Here is a 17,567-nt window from a genome sequence, read left to right on the forward strand (position 1 = left end):
CCAAAACTCACTCGACAACGCTCACTCCCGATCAATCGGGAGGCTGAATCACATTCCCGCCGCCATAGAAACCCTGTCTATGGGTCCCGGCCCTAAACAGACGATTGACGGTATCGCGACTGTTCATGCCCTCGCGGTGAAGACCTTGAAGCATGTCGCGAGTTACTTCGACATTGCCAATGGGACGTTCAAAAACATTTTGTACCGCGGATGCGACCTGCCGCGCGACGATCCTACCCGTTTCGGTGGCACGCCGCTTGGCCGCCATATCCAAGACAAGGCCGGTCGATACCGACCCAGCGCCAACGAACAACGCGACAGCAATAGCTCCACGCTTGCTCATTATGGTCGCGAGAGTCTGCTTTTTGGTTTCTTTATACAACATGGAACCTGACCCTGGTAGTAATACTGATCATTTTAGCTGATATTAATGATCGCGCTGTCATCTAGTAATCAGCGAGTTTATAATTTTGTATAAAGCTGTTTTATTGAATATTACGTTGGATAATTCTAAAGACCGAGTATTATATTGGCAACAAAGCCCGTAGAAACACGAGTTTTGTTACGAGACGGGGGCGTCAATGCTCAAGCCAATTCTGGGCGAGCTTGATCTTCTGCAACCAGCTCTCGGCACGCGAGCTCGTCTTGCGCGGCGGGCGTTGTTTCCGGCGCACTGTGGCCCATGGCCTTGAGCGTTACGGCCGCCAAGCTGCGACAGGTGAGGACCGCGCTATCCCGCCAAAGCGCGGCGGCGGCGGCATCATCCATCGCCATTTCGGACGGCGTGGGCCAGGTAAGCCGCCCGCGCCGAAGTGCCGCGTAGACCTGGCCCGCCGGAGCGCGCGCACTCGTCGCCAGCTCCGCCAGCCCCCTTCCCGCCGCCTTTACGTCGTTCATGCCCGCAAAGAACGGCGCCAGAATCGGCAGCAGCGGCCAAACCAGATTGCGGACCAGCCATGGCTGGCCGCGAACGAGCCCGGTGCCAGGCGTCAGGCCCGGATCATAGGCAAAGACGGACCATCCCCCCGCGCACGCAGCCTCGCTTGCCGCCAGATACCGCGCGGTCATCAGGTTGCAGAGTTTTGAAGACGAATAGGCGCGCATCCCGCCCACCCGGGGAGGGTCCCGGGTTGGATCGCACTCGGGATGAGCGAGCAGCTCGGCGATCGCATGGCGCGGTGCCGGCACGCCGGTTCTTTCCCGAGGGTCATGAGTCCCGCTCGACGTGATAACGACCCGGGCACCCGGGCTCAGCCGCGGCATCAACAGGCGCAACAACAGGTGGTGAGCCAGATGGTTGGTCGCGAAAGTGGTCTCGATCCCCTCCGCGGTGCGCTTATCAGCCGTCGGAAATTGAACGCCGGCATTCAGGATCAGATGCGTGACTGGCTCATCGGGAAGCGATTCAACGAAGCGCCGGACGCTTTCGAGCGACGCCAGGTCGAGCGGGCGCGACGACCAACCCACCGGAACCTCGGCGCCGTCCCGGGCACCCATTATCTTCGTGCCGCCCAGCTCGATTTGCTGAGCGGCAACTCTGCCGAGCCCTCGCGTCCCACCTGTCATGACAATCATACGGCCAACCAATCCATGCAGTGCAAAGTTTGCACTGCATACATAATGCGCTATGGGCCGTCAATGAGTTCGGAATCCGCGAAGAGCTATCACCACGGCAACCTGCGCGAGGCGCTGCTGAGCGCGGCGCGAGAAGTGCTTGAGCGGGAGGGCGTCGGCGCCTTGTCGCTCCGCGGCCTGGCGCGAAAGGTCGGCGTCAGCGTGATGGCGCCTTATCATCATTTCCCCGATCGCAAGGCTTTGCTCGTCGCGGTCGCGATTTCGGGGTTCGAGGCGCTACAGCAAAGCAAGCTGGCGGTCACATCCCAAAGTGCGACCGCAACAGAGACCCTCATACAAGGGTCCAGGAATTACATTGCGTTCGTGATCAACAATCCCAATTTGTTTCGCCTGATGCAGAGCCCAGAACTGACCGACCGCAAACAATATCCCGATCTGCACCGTGCGGCTACTGAGCCTGCGAAAACCCTTATAAGATCGATTGAAGCACTCTCACGGGAAAATGGATATAGTTCTCTGGACGTGAATAGTTGTGCAAAAACGCTCTGGGGCCTGGCTCACGGCATAGCGATTCTTGCCCTGGACGGTGAAATCTCTGGTGAAGAGGCAATGGTACTCGGCGCCAACGGTGCGGCAGCCGTGATTTCGGGTTGGCGTCGCGATAGTTGATCAACGTTAGAAATCAGCGCGGTCCTCAACCGCCGCAATATTGCCTGAACGCCTGTATGGAAACACACTGAGCACGCCGTTCGCGGTTCCGGCCAGCACCGGGTGAACAGCGCCCCGCGCCGTTCAAGCCATGCCGGGGCATGACCGGCCCGTAGCTTCCCCGCCCGGCCATCCACGCGCTGAACAACGGGGACGGCGGTCCGTCAGCGGAACGCGCTGAGCGAGACGCCGATGATGCGGGGATCGTTGTAGATGCCGGCGCGATAGTTGGAGGTGTCGATCACGCCGATCAGATTGCGGTTGTCGGTCAGGTTGCGCGCGAACGCCGCCAGCTCATAACGGCCGAACGCCACGCCCAGCTTCAGCCCCAGCTCGTTATTGCCGTCGGAGGTATATTCGACGCTCTTGTAGAGCACATAATTGATCTTGCCCTGCAGGTTGAAGTCGGTCGCGACGAACAGCCGCACATCGCGGCGAGTCGGCAGCGGCAGATCATAGCGCGCGGTAAGGTTCAGATTGTAGTCGGGGGCGTTGGGCAGCGCGTTGCCGTCGATCTGCGCGAAGAAGTTGTTGCCCACCCGCACCACCGGGTTGAGCACGGTCTGCGAGACCACACCGCCCGCCGCGCCGACCTGGGCGAAGACGTTGCGATCGTTGATCTCGGTCTTGAGCAGGCTCAGCCCCGCGCTCAGCCGCAGGTTGCGCACCGGGCGCAGTTCCAGTTCGCCTTCCATGCCATAGCCGGTCGCGCGATTGGCATTGAACAGCACCCCGTTGCCGTTGCTGTCATTGGCGTTGAGCTGGATGTTGTCGACATTGTAATAGAAGCCGCTGAGGCTGAAGCGCAGCAGATTGCCGAGCAGCCCGGTCTTCAGCCCCGCTTCATAGCTGGTATTGGTTTCCGAATTGGCGGTGGTGAAGGGCGAGTTGAACACCGCCGAGCGGCCCTGGATGGTCGGCCCGCGGAAACCGCGCGCGACGCGGGCATAGAGGCTGACATCGTTGCTCGCGCGGTAAAGCAGGCTCACGTCCCAGCTCGGCTGCGTGTCCGACAGGGTCACCCGGCGGGCGCCGGTAAAGGTGGAGACGCCGGCGACGGTGTTCGCCGTTTGCAGCAAATTGGTGTCCTTGCTGTCCTCGGTCACGCGCACGCCGCCGGTCAGCGTCAGGCGTCTGGTGATATCGAAGCTCGCCTGGCCGAACACCGCCCAGCTGGTGTTGACGTTGCGCAACACCACGAAATTGTTCGGGTTGGGCGTGGTGCCGAGCACGTTGCTCGTCAGGAAGAAAGCGCGTTGATCGAACTCGGTCGTGTCGCGCGAATCGAAATAGATCGCGCCGACCTGCCATTTGAAGCGGCCGCTGTTCGGGCTCGCCAGACGGACTTCCTCGGTCCATTGATCGAGCTGACGCAGCCGGCCCTGCGATTGGCCGCAGCCCGCCGCGCAGATATTGGGCGCGACGCCGCCGAAATTGGCCGCCGCGCCGCCATCGGTGTCGCCCCGGCTGAAGCCCGAGGCACGCTCCCAGGCGGTGATCGAGGTGAGTGTCACCGGACCGAAATCGTAATCGGCCTTCAGCGAGGCGCCACCCGTCTGATAGGCCTGCGGATTGTTGCGCGCCTCGTCATAGGCGACGACCGAGCGATCGAAATTGGCCGGCACGGCGTTGGTGCCCCGCTGGATCGAGCCGCGATAGAAGATCGAGGCGGTGCCGGCATAATCGCGGTAATGGCCCGACAGGCGCAGGCTCAGCGCCTCGGTCGGCTTGGCGAGCAGTTGCAGGCGGATGTCGCGCTCGTCGAACCCGCCCATCACGTTGCGCCCCGGCACGGTGCCGTCGTCCGAGGGGCCGGTATAGGTGTTGCTGATCCAATTGTCGCGGTGCTGGTAGAGGCCAGACAGGCGGAAGCTCAGCGTGCCGTCGCTCGTGATCGGTCCGCCGATTCCGGCATCGGCGTTCACCGTGTTGAAGGTGCCATAGGTGAGGCTCCCCTGGCCCGCCCAAGTGGATGTCGGCTGGGCGCTATCGAACTTGACGATGCCGGCGGTGGTGTTGCGGCCGAACAGCGAGCCTTGCGGGCCTTTCAACACCTCGACCTGGGCGACATCGAAAGCGGGGTTCGATTTGAGCACGACATGCTCTTCGATCACATCGTCCTGGATAAGGGTGACGGGTTGCGAGGCACCGAGGTAGAAGTCGATATTGCCGAGGCCGCGAATGTAAAAACGCGGGAAAATGCGGCCGGTGGTCGATTCGACATAGAGGCTGGGCACCCGGCCCGAGAGCGAGAGCAGGGTGTCCGCGCCGCCCGACTGGAAATCACGAAGCGCCTCGGGCTTCAGCACCGACACCGCGATCGGCACGGCGAGCGTGCTTTCGGTGCGCCGCTGCGCCGTGACGACCACTTCGCCGCCCGCCGCTTCATCGCTGCTGTCGGCGGGCGCGGTTGCGTCGCTGGGCGGCGCGAGGGGCTTTTCCGCCGCGCGGACCGGCATTGCGGCGAGCAAAGCCATGGGCGGCACGCCGGCAAGCATCATCGCGCGCAGCCAAAGCATCTTCGTCATGCAAGCCCCCAATTCACCGATGAACCGTTCCAGCGGCGGGTAACACCGCCGCGCTGGTCGGCGAGCGCTTGCGCGCGGCATGTGACATTGTTGTTGCAGTGCAGCACGTTGGGAATATTAAACGACCCATTCGGCGCATGTTGCGTGTGTCGCCGGCGGACGTGCGACCCGACGCCGCGGGGCTGGACGGTCCATCAGGGAGCTGGGGTAAGTTTTCTGTTCGGTTGCTACGCGATGCCCGAGCCGGGACGATCTACCGAAGATAATCGCGAAACTTCAAAGTTAACGCCTCCGACTGGTTCTGCCGACGCACGATCAGCGCCAATTCGGCGGCACCATCCCCCCTGAGTTTCGCGAGCGCGGCGGGAAGATCGCCGAGGTTCGTGATCAAATCCCCGGGGCGCAGACCGGCTTCGGCGGCGGGGGAACCCACGCCAACCTCTGTAACACGCACGCCATTCGGGGCGGGATCGATCCAAATGCCGGCAAGCGAATAGGCCGGGTTGATGGGTTTGAGGTTGTTGCGGCGTATCCCGATAAAGGCGCCACCCCGCGCGATCGCAAGATCGAGGCAGCGCAGCACGGGGTAGCCCAAGATCAGCGCGCCCTCCGTATCGTCGTCCATGCGGATCACACCGTGAAGCCCTTCGAATACATGCTCGCCGACCCGGATCCTTGGCGCGGCGAACAGGCGGGCCGGCTGGCGCGCCAAACCGTGAATGCCGGCGCTCGGCACCGGCGCATAAACCTGCGCCGGATCGAGCAGGCCAAGCCGGCGCGCTTGGGAGGCGGGAATGGAAAGGGCATGGTGCGCGCCTGTGTCCCACACCATGTCGAGCGTCGACTCGCCGACGCCCACCCGCCCGAACAGCCGCGCCGAAAGCCCGGCCACCTTCGCCGGCTCTAGCCGCGCTTCGGCCATTCCATAGCGGCTGGTGTCGCTGAAACCGGCGAGATGGACCCGCCAGCGCTGCGCCTCGAACAAGAGTTCGCTATCGACCGAGGTGATGATGCCCGCGTCAACCAGGCCGTCGCCACTCAGTTGCGCCGATTCCCCCAGGCCAAAGAACAGCGCGCCTTGCTGTCGAACCGCGCCGCCCAGCAGGAGGTCGTCGACCGCGAACAACGGGAACGGCCGGCCGCCAAGACGAATGTCGCGCCGCGGCTTCAGCGCGAGCGCGTCGACCGCACCTTGGCGCAGCCCGGAGATTTGCGCACCGGTATCGACGATCAGCGAGAACGGCCCTTTCCCGTTGATCAAGGCGCCGATCGTCACGCGGCTGTCCGAAACAACGATATCGGCCTCCACCGTCCTTGGCTGCGCATGCGCGCCACGCGGCATCAACGCCAAGGCGAGCCCGCCGGCCACGCACTGTCTCCGATCTATCGACATGCTTCGTCCTCTCAGGCGTTAGGGCGTCTCCGCGCGCCGTGCCGGCTCGTCCAGGCCATGGCCGCTGCCGCCCCCATCGAAAGGTGGAACGCTGCCAATGTGCTTCATCGCCCATGCCACGTCGTAGGCGATGCTTCGCCGGTGGCACCACGCCATCGCATGATCGGATGCGCGATTTCGGGGAGCGGCGGAAAGGCGGCGCGGTTGCGCCGCCACTGGGATCGCAGGCACCCCCATGCAATCCTCGGCACGCGCGGGATCGGATCCTGTACCGCCTGGCGTTGCTTCGGCATCGCCGGACCGTCACGGGTTCCCGACGAAGATGACGCGCCTATCGCAGCCGACATTGTGGTCCTGACCCATCGGCCGAGGCCAAGATGACATGGCCCATGTCCCCGGTAACGCGCGGAATGCCGGGAAGCGTCGGGTTGCCGGGGTAACGCTTTCCATCGAATGCCAAGGCCGCGGTGTAAGGGTCGCGAATGCCGCCGCCCGCGACTCCGACGCCGAGGTCGTGGCGGCCGTTATGGATGGTGGGCAGGACGGATACCGGCGGCCGGGCCGCCGTAACCTTCCCCAACAGGCGATAGGATGGTCGTGAAGAGGCGCCGCCGGCCTTGCGGGCCAGGACATACAGGTTGCAGCCGCCCGAGCCGCACACGCGCGGACCCTGGGTGTAAACGATAACGTCGCCGTGCCCTCGACGTAGCGGCGCGGGCGCGGCGAGAACCACATTATCCGAAAAGAAGCGATCGGCGTCTGGCCGGGCAATGTTCGGCCCGACGGCGTCGACCAATGCGCGCTTGAGGCGAATCGGATCGACGCCATCCAAGTGGCTCGCCGCACAGGTCCGGTAGCCGGGCGTGTCTGCCGCGTGAATGGCGGTGGGCAAGATCGTTGCGCCACCGATGCTCAGGGCAAGTAACGCCAGGCGAGTATGATTTGCGTGCGAGCCGGTCATAATTCCTCCCGTCCGTTCAGATTCAACCACAGCCACCGTTGTTCGGTCCCGCACCCGGGGTCGAACCATATTCGGGGTTCTTGAATGCGTTCATGAGTGCCTGAACGTTCGAGCCGTAATTTCCACCGGTCGTGCCGACGTCGATCGTACTCGGATTGCCCGAAATGTTGCCGGTGCCGAAGTTGTACGAAGCGGCGGTCGCCTGGGTCAGTTGATCGTGCGTGAAATTCGGGTGATCACGCGCGAGTTCGGCCATGTTGGTGGCGAGGAGGTTGGCCGCGTAATCCGCCGACCAGGCAAGATCGTTGGCTTGGGCTTCGGTTACGCCGGGGTGGGCACCGAGGTCGATCTGGAACACGCCGCGACCCAAACCGCCACCGATCTGATTAATGTCCTGGAAGTCGCTCTCGCGGATCGCGATGGCGCCGAGAAGGGCTGGATCGATCCCATGGGCATTGGCCGCGCTTACGATCGTGCTCCAGTTGGCGATCGCCCGGTCGACGCCGGCCTCATCGGCATTCGCGGTCCGCAGGGCGCTCTGGACCGCCGGGTTGTTTTGCGACCAGTCGTGCGACGGCGTCGTCCCCCCACACGAAGGCGGGGGAGGCGAGTCACCACCGCCGCCGCCGGTATCGCCGTAATCGCCATAATCACCGAAGTCACCAAAGTCACCGAAATCGCCCCAATCGCCTCCGCCGCGATCACCGGTGACGACAATGTCACCCGTATCATCGCCGCCAGCGACAAGTTCAAGTTCCTCCAAGGTGAGTTCACGCATCGCGGTTCTCCTTTATTGAGGAGTTCTACTTATGAAACTTAGATATTGCACGCGAGCATCTTTCGATCCATCGGCATGGCCAAATACGGAATTAGGTGTCAAACTGGTCTCATATAGACTTAATCAAGGAGAGGTGGTCGTAGCCGCGGACCCTCGCCCAGTCGCGCGCCGGCTCCGACGCGCCCCACCCAGCATCAACGCGCCGCCCAAATAGGCCAGCAACAAGCACAGCGGAAAAAGCTCGAGCGTGAAGCTGTCGCGAACATAGACCGAGGTCGCGACGAACAAGGCGACGGCCGCCGCGACCAGCCCCGCGCCGGTCGCGACGAGACGTCGCGACAGCCCGGCGGCAAGAAGCGGCGTCGTCACCAGCGACAGCGCGAGCGAGCCCGTAAGCCACGACGCGATCACCGCGCCCCAGACGGTCAGCGCGCGCAACAAGCGGCTGCTGTCCGCCGCAGGGTCGCCAATGAAAACCGCCGGCGCCAGCGCGAGCAGCGCCAGCGCGAGCCCCACCAGGGTCCCAACGATGCGCAAGAAGATTCGCATGGTGCGTTCCTATCCAGTGGAGCCTGTCCAACGCGTCAGTGTCAGCGAAGGTGGCTGGCGGCACCGAGATCGGCCGCGCTCGGCGAAAAGCCCACCGCGCCCTGCGCGGGCAAACCGTTCGACACGCGATAGAAATCCTGCGCGATCGCCGCCTGCGTCTCGATATTCATCGCGGCGAGCGCGGATGGGTTCTGCGCGATCGCGGCGAGATCCTGCTGGGTATAGGTATAATAATCATGGCTGCTCGTCCCAACGGCGATCTCGTCAGCCGCCATGCGCAAATATCCCAGGCCCGAGTCATATTGATAGACATGATATGCCTCGTGAACGAGAAGATCCATCGTATCCGGGTTCTTCGAGAAATCCTGCAAGGCGAATTGAGGGTCGAAAGAAATATTGGTGCCGGACCATGTTGTGGCCGCAGCCGAGCCGAACTGCCCGCCAGCATTAATGCGGATCGCATCGATCTGGGCTGCGGTCAGATTGGTGTAGCCGGCAAGGGCGATCTTTTCATTTTGAGTAAGCGGCCGCGAGTCCCCCGGGTTCATGTGCGGCTGGTTGAGAAAGGGTTGCACGCTCTCGCCGGTGGCACTGATGCCGTGAAAGTCCGCAGGCGGGGTATCCGCGCCGCTGTCGCCGCCGCCACCGCCGCCGTCTCCACCTCCCGTGTCGCCATAATCGCCGAAGTCGCCCCAGTCGCCCCAATCGCCCGAGTCGCCGCCGCGATCGCCCGTTACGACGATGTCGCCCGTGTCGTCGCCACCGGCGACCAGTTCCAATTCCTCAAGGGTCAATTCGCGCATGTTGCTTACTCCTTGCGTTGCATGGCTTGAACCGCGCCGCATCCGTAGGGCGTCCCGCGCGGCCTAGGGACGATCAGCTGGGCACCACCCGCATCGACGGCCGCTCCCCCGCCCTTTGGCGGTAATCCTGTCCCGATCCGAGTTCATGCATTCCGTTTGGATCGAGCAGCAGGACGCGATCGACCGCCGCGATGGTCTCGATCCGGTGGGCGACGATCAGGCGGGTGATCGACATCGCCCGCAGATGGTCGTTGATCCGCGCCTCGCGCTCGCCGTCCAGATGGGCGCTGGCCTCGTCAAGGACGAGAAAACGGGGGCGCTTGTACAAGGCGCGCGCGAGCAGCACGCGCTGTCGCTGGCCACCCGATAGCGCCGACCCGATATCGCCGACATAGCTGTGCTCGCCCATGGGCAAGCGCCGCACTTCATCGGCAATGGCGGCGTGGCGCAAGCACTCCCACGCCCAATCGACATCGAGCGCTTCGTCGAAGAAGCCGACATTGTCGAGGATCGTGCCCGGCAGCAGTTCGTCGTTCTGGAGCACGACGCCAAAGGCGGCGCGGAGCGCCTTGGGACCCCAGACCGAGAGCGGCAAGCCGTCGACCGCGATATCGCCGGCGGTCAGCGGGTACAGACCGCAAATCACCTTGAGCAACGTCGATTTGCCGCAACCCGAAGGACCTACGATCGCCACCGATTCGCCCGCGGTGATCGTGAAGTTGATGTCGCGAAAAATCAGCGAGTCGGTCGGGCCATAACGGAATGCCGCGCCCGCCACCTGCAGCTGCCCCCGCATGGCCGGCAAGTTGCTCGGCTCGGACTCGATTCCCTGCTCGACCGGCGTCAGCACGACGTCGGCGATGCGGGTGTTGTAGATTTCGAGCATCTGCCACGAGACGAGCTGGTCGATCATCGTCGCGACGCGGGCGGCGAATTGTTGCCGGTAAGCAACGAAGGCGTACAGCGCGCCAACCGTGAAAGCGCCATCGATCACGCGGTTGGCCGCGACATAGACGATGACGATCAGCGTCACCGTGTCGATCGCCTGTTGCGCGACACCAACCAGCGTGGTCGCAAGCGCATTGTCCTGTTGCGCCTTGACCAGCCCCGCCTGCTTGTTCGCCCACACGCCCTCGCGCTGGCCTTCGCCCGACATGACCTTGATCGTCTGGATCGAGCGCAGCGTTTCGATGCGCTTGCCCTGCTCGGCGATCGAAGCGCGGAACTGCTCGGCGGCGTAGCGCAGCGTCAGCCTCACCGTGCCCAGCCGCACGACCAGATAGAGCAGAAAGCCGATCGTCGCGATCCCGGCCAGCTCGATCGAATAGACGAACATCAGCGCGAGCATGCTGATCGACAGGACGCCATCGAGTACCGATCCGACCAGCCCCGTGGTTATCAGGTTCTTGATCGGATCGATCGCCTGGAAGCGAGTCATCGTGTCGGCGAGCTTGCGCTTTTCGAACCAGGGCAGCGGCAGCCGGATCAGGTGATGGAACAGCCGCCTGCTCATGTCCCAGCTGAGCAAGGCGCTCAACCGCTGGAGGATCACCCCCCGCAGCGCCTGCGCCCCCGCGTTGAACGCGGCGAAGGCGATGAAGCCGATCGCCAGCGTCGCAAGCAGATAGCGATCGCCGCGCAGCGCGCCGCTATCGATCGCGCTCTGCATGTAGAGCGGTGCGCCGATCATGTAGAGTTGCAGGATCAGCGAGAGCAACAACGCCTGCAGCAGCGCCGCGCGCACCGCCGGCGACCAATGGATCAGCGCGAGCGGGCTGAACGGCGGCCGTTCGGCCCGGCGGCGGAAATTGGGCGCCGCCGCCAGTTCGAGCGCGACGCCGGTGAAGCACCGATTCACTTCCTCCCGGCCCAGGCTGACATAGCCGCGCGACGGGTCGAAAATCCGCACCTGCCGGCGCATCACCCGATCGAGCAGCACGAAATGGTGCAGCCCCCAATGGAGCACGGCTGGGCGTTGCAGCCGATCGAGCTCGTCGGGATCGCACCGCACCGCCCGCGCCGTCATGCCGATGCCATGGGCGACATCCACCATCTGGCGCAAACTCATGCCGCGGATGCTCGAGGGGTAATGCTGGCGCAGCCACGCCAGATCGATGTCGGACCCGGCGCTCTGCGCCGCCATGGCAAGGCACGCCAGCCCGCATTCGGTCGCCTCGGCCTGCAGGTTGCGGATCGCGGCGCGGCTCACAGCGCGCGCCCCTTCACCGCGCGCAGCGGATCGAGCAGCCAGGCAAGCAGCGATTGCTGCTCCAGGATGAGATCGCCGCGCAAGCGACTGCCGGGGGCGAGCGCCCAGCTGTGTCCATAAGCCGAAATCGTCTGTTGCCGCAGCGCCACGCGCACGCGGTACAGCGCTTCCTTATTCTCGCTCGCCAGCGGCAGATCCTTGGCATCGACCGGCGTGGCCGAGACCGAGCTCACCCGGCCGGTGACCGTGCCGAACCGCTCGAAGGGAAAAGCGTCGAACATCAACCGCACCTCGTCGCCGTTGCGCACGAAGCCGATCGCGCGCGAGGGCACCCATAATTCGGCCTGGAGCCGGGCTCCCCTGGGAAGCAGCGTGGCGAGCGGCACGTTGGGCGTGACCGGCGAGCCCGGCCCCACCCGCAAGGTGACCACCCGGCCCGTCTCGGCCGCGACGAGCACCATCGCGCGCCCGGCATCATTCTGGGCGCGCTTTTCGTCGAGCGCGGCGCGGCTCGCGCGCAGCTGAGCGGTCGCGGCCGCGCCGTCCGAGCGCTGCCGCCGCAGCTCGGCCTGGGCCGAGGCGATGTCCCCCAGGATTTGATCGATCTGCCGCTGCGTGTCGTTGAGCGCCTCGCGCGTGCCGAGCACCTGGGCCTGCTGATCGCGCAGCTTGATCTTTGAAACATAGCCCTGCTCGGCAAGCGTCGCGTAATTGCCAAGCGTGGTCTGATCGAGCGTCAGCCGCTCCTCTTGAAGGCCGAGATTGGCGCGCAAACGGGCCAGTTGCGCGCCGTCCGCCGTGATCCGGTCCTGCATGGCGCGCTGCTGGGCAAGGCTGGAGACGCCGACCGCGGCAAGCTGGTTTTGAACTTCGCTTGCCTGGCGCGCATTGGCCTGGTTGAGCCGTTCGCTCATCGTCCGCCCATCGTCGAGCGTCTGATCGACCGAGACGGCGAAAAGCGGGTCGCCCGCGCGCACCTCCTGCCCTTCGCGAACGAATACTCGCGTCACCGTCGCCGGGCGCTCGAACAGGATGGCGGCGCTCCCGGAGTCGGGCTGCAACAGCCCCTCCGCCGTCTCCTTCCGCGCGAATTTGGCGATCATCAGGAAAGCGAGCACCCCGGCGGCGGTCGCGACCATGAACAGGACCGATAGCCAGATCGACACGTCCCGCAGCCGCGCCGGTCGGCCATGTTTGGAGCGCAGATGCTCAAGGGCTTCGGGGCGGTAGAGCGCGGTGGCGGCATAACCCTCTGCGCTCGCTTGTGAATCTCGCAAAGGCTCGGCTATTGGCGCGGCGGGCGCGGGGTTGGCGAGAAGGACAGCGTTTTTGGTCGACATCGCGCACATCCTTCGCGAAAGCCGCATCCGCGCGGCCTCCCAGCATTTTCCGCCCTTTGTCGGGCCGGAGCAGGAGAGCACGCCGCTCAACGCCACACCCTATATCGCGCATCTGTCGGAGGCCGGGACAGAGGGATTCCTGTCCAACCGGGAAGGCTTTATCGAACAACTACGTGTCGGGCTGGCGCGACTTGCGGCGCTAAGCGCGCGCCCGGTGGCCGCTCTGCTTGGCGGCAGCGCGCTCGATGCGAAGCCCGATCCGTCGGACCTGGACTGCGTCGTCTTCTACGAAGCCGACGAGGCACACCCCCCGTCGGGTTCGGCGTTGCTCGAGCTTCAGCGCGCGCTTAAGCGGCGACGACTCGATATTCGTTTCGTACCGATCGACGGCGATCCCCTTTTATTGATCAAGATAGTATCGTATTTCACAATCTTATACAGCAAGAGCAGAGAATCACTCTCGATCAAGCGTGGTCTTGTTTTGCTTGACTGCCGCGAACCGGGAATTGGCAACGATCATGACAAAAGTGATCTTTCGCTTTAACGCGATTGATGCACGGTTGGTCGGACCAAGTTGGGGCAAGCTATTCTCGTCATTCGGTAATTTTGCGTAAGTAACGCCGTTCCGTTGGGAGAGGGCGTGATGGCTCACGACCGAGCATATGAAGCACACGCCTCGTTGCTAGCCGCCAGCCGGCCCCGGCGATTCATCTCTCGACACCCGCGGCCTTCGCCTACCTAGACCGGACCAGAGCGGCCGGGGGGCAGCTAATCACCGCCGGTCGCCGGCGGGATCTCTTACAGCAAAGGAATGCGCCGTGGCATCCATCTTGCGTCGCGCGGGCTCGACGAGCGCGCCCGTGCCGCCCCCTGTCGCAGCCATGGGTCTCGATACGCCCCTCGGGCGAACCGTGACCCAGCTGATGCTTTCGATCGAAGAGCTTGTGCAACAGGTGCCGGGTGGAACCCAGCTGCACCTCAATTCCTCCCGCCAGGCCGAGCCCGAGGCGCCGTCCGAACAAGCGGTCGCGCGGGCCAATGCCGCCCACATCGTCACCATGCGCAAGCTGCGCGAGCGTGCTTTTGGCGCCGACCTCTTTTCGGACCCGGCCTGGGCGATCCTGCTCGAGCTCTATCTTGCCTTTACCGACAATTGCGACGTCTCGGTCGGCAATGCCTGCCTTGCCTCGGCCCTGCCGCTCACCTCGGCGCTGCGCTTGTGCCAGCAATTGCAGGAACGCAACATCCTCGTGCGAAAGCGCGATCCGCATGATCGCCGGCGCGTCCTGCTGCGGTTGTCCGACGCGGCCTTCGAGGCGCTGACGCATATTCTTGCCGGGACCAAGGCACCATGCCCGATGTTGCTGCCGCCAGCGGCGTAAATCCTGGACGTTCGCTCCACCCCGACACCTAACCGCGATTGCCACAGCCGGACGGAGAGCGCTTAACGCCACCAGGACATGGTCGATGGAGCGGTAAATGGCCTCGGTCTTGGAACGGAACACGCCAAGTCTCGGCTCCGATGATCAGGAACGAGCGGCGCTCGACTTCTTGGTGAACCGCCCGGGCAGCGACGTTCGGCATTCAAACGCCACCCTGATTCAGCATCTTCAAGGCGTTTATGGTAAGCTGAAAGCTTGGCAATGCAGATCAGCACTTGCCTTGGCCGGCCTATATCATTCGGTCTACGGAACGGAGAGCTTTCATTCGCAGCTCTTCGCTGCCGACGAACGCGACACCGTCAGGGCGGTGATCGGGGTCGAGGCGGAACGGCTCGCTCACTTCTTCTGTATGCTCAACGTGCGCGGCTTCCTGGTCGAAATCGACGCCGATCTCGCCACCCCGGAGCGACAATTGCGCCACAGCGGACGGATGACCGCAGCGGATAAGCTCGATCTGCTCCATCTCTTTCTGGCCAATTGGCTCGAGCAATTGCCGCGCCTGCGGGCAATCCAGCGCGCGCAGCATCTTTCCCTGTTCCGCGGGATCATGCCGCTGCTCACCCCGCTGGCCCGGGCGGAAGTGGAAGCGACCTTTGGCTTCGACCAGCCTCCAAGGCCCAGGCGCGAGACAAGCGCGCTCACCGTGGCGGGCGGTGCCGAAACGGCGGTCGAGGTACTCGACGATTTCATTCCGCCGCATCTCCAGCAGCGACTCGCCGCACTCACCGAACGCAACATCTGGCGCTATGGATGGAAGGCGTCACCGACGCAGGACCGCCACTATTTCTGGCACTCGCATTTCGCCGGCGACAACGAGGATGGCGAGGCCAGTTGCGAGGGCGAACTGCTCGAACGGCCGCTGATGGAACCCGTGCTCGCGCTATGGCACTTCATTCGCGATACCATCGCGACCGGCCATGTGCCGGTACGGGTCTATGCCAACGGCCATACCTATGGCGGGGACGGACACCAGCACAAGGACAGCGAACGAGCCGGCCACTACACCGCGCTCTATTATGCTCATCCCGATTGGGAGGCGAATTGGGGCGGCGAGACGCTGTTCTTCGACGCGGCGGGGCGCGACGTGGTCAAGGCAGTCCATCCGCGGCCGGGCCGGCTGGTGTTTTTTCCCGGCGTGATCCCCCATGCCGCGCGCTCGCCGAGCCGCGACTGCCCCGCGCTCCGCGCGGTGATCGTGGTGAAGACCTTTTGCTCGCCCCGCGCCTGATCTTCCCGCCTGAGGCGGCCCGCCTGCCCTATGGCCGCCAGCGACGGCTGATGCCGCTGCCACGGCTCGCCGACCTGCCGGACGCGGCGCGGCACGCGCTGTGGGACGTCGACGTGCTGGCGAGCCAAGCCGCCAATCTCGCGGCACATCTGCCGAGCGCTGGCCTCGAAACGGCGCTGCCGCCCGCCAAGGCACCGCTCCACGACCTCCATCACGAGCTGTCGCCGCTGTTTCCGTTGGTAACCGCGCCGATCGCGCTCACCGCCGCGCGCCACGAATGGGCCACCCTCGCGCGCGTCTTCGCGCAACTTCACGACGCGCGGGCGGCGCGCGCGCCCGGCGCGTTGCTGGCGACCATTCACGAGGTGATGGCGCGGCTGACGGGCGACCCGGCACTGCGCGACCGCGACCGCTGCGCGAGCCCCGATCGCTTCGGGCGCTATGTTACCTATCCCGCCCCGGCGCTGATTGGCGCGCAGCTACAGCGGATCGTCGAGCGGGTCTGCGAGCCCGATCCGCGGCCGCGATCGTTCGATCTCGCGCTGCTCCTGGTCGCGATCACCAATTGCCACCCGTTCATCGACGGCAACGGGCGTCTGGCGCGCATCCTGGGCAATGGCCTGCTCAATGACTCCGCCACCGTTCCGCGGCTCTATCTACCATTGCGCGAGATCGCGCGGCTGGCGCGGGGTGGGTATGTGCTGCGCGTCCGGCTGGTCGAGACGCAGGGCGATTGGGTGCCCCTCGCCCGCCTGCTCCGCGCGGCTATGCGCCTGTGGCACGATCATCTTCTCCATCGGCTCGAGCTGGAGCGTTCACATGCACCTGGTTGAAGCGAGCGCGGCGACCGCGGCGATGAAAGCGCGCTGGGCGGAGCTTGCGCGCGCGATCGCCGCCGCACCACCACAGCCAGCCGCGCCGGTCGCCCAACGCCAAGGCCAGCTCTCCATCATGGGCTCGGGGATCGCGCACGGCCATTTGAGCATCGACGTCGAACGTCACATCGCTGTGGCCGACCGCGTTTTCTACAGCATCAACGATCACATCACGAAGAACTGGCTGCGCCAGTTGCGGCCCGACGGCTTCGATTTGGCGATCCTCTATCACGAAGCGATCGACCGGCACGCCACCTATACCCGCATGGCCGAAGCGCTGCTGCATTATGTCCGCCAGGGGGAACATGTCGCAGCCGTGTTTTACGGCCATCCGGGCATTTTCGCCGCCCCCGGGCACCGCGCCGTACAGCTCGCGCGCAAGGAAGGGCACCGGGCGCGGATGCATCCCGGCATCTCCGCGCTCGACTGTCTCGTCGCCGATCTCGGCTTCGATCCCGGGCTCCCCGGGCTGCTGAGCTATGAAGCGACCGACCTGCTGCTCCGGCGGCGGCGGCTCGATCCCAGCCTTCACACCATGCTCTGGCAAGTGGGCGTCGTCGGCGAGCTCGGCTATCGCCGCGAGGGTTATGGCAATCAGGGCCTGCCGCTGCTCGTCGACCTGCTCGAGGAGGCCTATGGCGCGGACTTCGAGCTCGTCCACTATGTCGGCGCGCAATATGCCGGCGGCGAGCCGCTGATCGAGCGCCTGTCGGTCGTGGCGCTGCGCGATCCGCATCAGGCGCGGCGGTTGACGACGCTATCGACCTTTTACCTCGCCCCCGCGGCGGTCAGCGAAACCGACCCGGCGCGCGCGCATGCCTTCGGCGCCCCGATCCGCCGGCGCCCGACCGGGGTGATGCGCGATCTGACCCAATATGGCCCGCGCGAGCGCAAGTCGCTGGCGAGCATGGCGCCGCTTGCCTTCTCGAGCGGCTACCGCGTCCAAGAGACAAGCCCGGTGATCGACTTTCTCGACGCGCTACAGCGCGACATCGCGCTGCGCGGGCGGTTCGAGCGAGATCCGGCCGCCGTGCTCGACGGACCCGAGGGCGCCCAGCTGACCGAGCGGCAGAAAAGCCTGCTGGGCACCCAGCACAACAAAGCCATCATCGCCGCGATCACCGAGCCCGGCGAGCGCGGCTGAACTTGCGCGGCCAGGCGCCGCACCCCGAGCGAAA

At 64.7% G+C, this 17,567-nt stretch carries 16 protein-coding genes; 7 read left to right on the forward strand and 9 right to left on the reverse strand.

The genetic code is table 11. The features are described from left to right. A partial coding sequence (locus tag K2X73_RS13390) for a hypothetical protein (protein WP_294111617.1) occupies nt 1–394 on the forward strand: 394 nt, incomplete at its 5' end. A gap of 191 nt (nt 395–585) precedes the next feature. Here the strand turns inward: K2X73_RS13390 and K2X73_RS13395 are convergent. Next, the gene (locus tag K2X73_RS13395; protein WP_294111619.1) at nt 586–1,575 is read right to left on the reverse strand and encodes an SDR family NAD(P)-dependent oxidoreductase; all 990 of its coding nucleotides are present in this window, start codon (nt 1,573–1,575) and stop codon (nt 586–588) included. Nucleotides 1,576–1,638: 63 nt separating this feature from the next. Between K2X73_RS13395 and K2X73_RS13400 the strand changes: the two genes are divergently transcribed. Further along, nucleotides 1,639–2,244 carry a TetR/AcrR family transcriptional regulator gene (locus tag K2X73_RS13400; protein WP_294111620.1) on the forward strand — a complete coding sequence of 202 codons (606 nt, stop codon included), beginning with the start codon at nt 1,639–1,641 and terminating at the stop codon, nt 2,242–2,244. A gap of 203 nt (nt 2,245–2,447) precedes the next feature. On the opposite strand, the gene K2X73_RS13405 is transcribed toward K2X73_RS13400, so the two are convergent. The 8 genes from K2X73_RS13405 to K2X73_RS13440 all read right to left on the reverse strand — a co-directional run bounded on the left by K2X73_RS13405 (nt 2,448) and on the right by K2X73_RS13440 (nt 12,844). Next, nucleotides 2,448–4,811, reverse strand: coding sequence for a TonB-dependent receptor (locus tag K2X73_RS13405; protein ID WP_294111621.1), 2,364 nt, complete (start codon nt 4,809–4,811; stop codon nt 2,448–2,450). Nucleotides 4,812–5,064: 253 nt separating this feature from the next. Beyond that, nucleotides 5,065–6,204 (reverse strand): aspartyl protease family protein, encoded by a 1,140-nt coding sequence (locus tag K2X73_RS13410; protein ID WP_294111622.1) that lies wholly within the window; start codon nt 6,202–6,204, stop codon nt 5,065–5,067. A 331-nt stretch (nt 6,205–6,535) separates the two neighbouring features. Then, entirely contained in the window at nt 6,536–7,165 is a 630-nt protein-coding gene (locus K2X73_RS13415) for a hypothetical protein (RefSeq protein WP_294111623.1), read from the reverse strand. Between the two features lie 22 nt (nt 7,166–7,187). Beyond that, the gene (locus tag K2X73_RS13420) at nt 7,188–7,943 is read right to left on the reverse strand and encodes a hypothetical protein (RefSeq protein WP_294111624.1); all 756 of its coding nucleotides are present in this window, start codon (nt 7,941–7,943) and stop codon (nt 7,188–7,190) included. A 123-nt stretch (nt 7,944–8,066) separates the two neighbouring features. Then, on the reverse strand, nt 8,067–8,492 hold the full coding sequence (locus K2X73_RS13425) for a hypothetical protein (protein WP_294111626.1): 426 nt from the start codon (nt 8,490–8,492) through the stop codon (nt 8,067–8,069). Between the two features lie 41 nt (nt 8,493–8,533). Beyond that, nucleotides 8,534–9,271, reverse strand: coding sequence for a hypothetical protein (locus tag K2X73_RS13430; RefSeq protein ID WP_294111627.1), 738 nt, complete (start codon nt 9,269–9,271; stop codon nt 8,534–8,536). Between the two features lie 97 nt (nt 9,272–9,368). After that, on the reverse strand, nt 9,369–11,504 hold the full coding sequence (locus K2X73_RS13435; RefSeq protein WP_294111629.1) for a peptidase domain-containing ABC transporter: 2,136 nt from the start codon (nt 11,502–11,504) through the stop codon (nt 9,369–9,371). After that, nucleotides 11,501–12,844: an HlyD family efflux transporter periplasmic adaptor subunit gene (locus tag K2X73_RS13440; RefSeq protein ID WP_294111630.1), complete on the reverse strand. Its 1,344-nt coding sequence runs from the start codon at nt 12,842–12,844 to the stop codon at nt 11,501–11,503. The genes K2X73_RS13435 and K2X73_RS13440 overlap by 4 nt, the downstream gene beginning before the upstream one ends. Here K2X73_RS13440 and K2X73_RS13445 point away from each other — a divergent pair. The 5 genes from K2X73_RS13445 to K2X73_RS13465 all read left to right on the forward strand — a co-directional run bounded on the left by K2X73_RS13445 (nt 12,834) and on the right by K2X73_RS13465 (nt 17,533). Continuing rightward, nucleotides 12,834–13,388: a hypothetical protein gene (locus tag K2X73_RS13445; RefSeq protein WP_294111632.1), complete on the forward strand. Its 555-nt coding sequence runs from the start codon at nt 12,834–12,836 to the stop codon at nt 13,386–13,388. The genes K2X73_RS13440 and K2X73_RS13445 overlap by 11 nt on opposite strands. Before the next feature lie 286 nt (nt 13,389–13,674). Then, nucleotides 13,675–14,226 (forward strand): MarR family winged helix-turn-helix transcriptional regulator, encoded by a 552-nt coding sequence (locus K2X73_RS13450; protein ID WP_294111634.1) that lies wholly within the window; start codon nt 13,675–13,677, stop codon nt 14,224–14,226. Between the two features lie 97 nt (nt 14,227–14,323). Beyond that, a complete protein-coding gene (locus K2X73_RS13455) occupies nt 14,324–15,514 on the forward strand; it encodes a DUF6817 domain-containing protein (RefSeq protein WP_365980691.1) in 1,191 nt (396 codons plus the stop codon). Then, nucleotides 15,496–16,347 (forward strand): Fic family protein, encoded by an 852-nt coding sequence (locus tag K2X73_RS13460; protein ID WP_294111638.1) that lies wholly within the window; start codon nt 15,496–15,498, stop codon nt 16,345–16,347. The genes K2X73_RS13455 and K2X73_RS13460 overlap by 19 nt, the downstream gene beginning before the upstream one ends. Then, the gene (locus K2X73_RS13465) at nt 16,334–17,533 is read left to right on the forward strand and encodes an SAM-dependent methyltransferase (protein WP_294111640.1); all 1,200 of its coding nucleotides are present in this window, start codon (nt 16,334–16,336) and stop codon (nt 17,531–17,533) included. The genes K2X73_RS13460 and K2X73_RS13465 overlap by 14 nt, the downstream gene beginning before the upstream one ends. The last annotated feature ends 34 nt before the right edge of the window (nt 17,534–17,567 follow it).

This window comes from Sphingomonas sp., from assembly GCF_019746665.1.
GTDB lineage: Bacteria > Pseudomonadota > Alphaproteobacteria > Sphingomonadales > Sphingomonadaceae > Sphingomonas.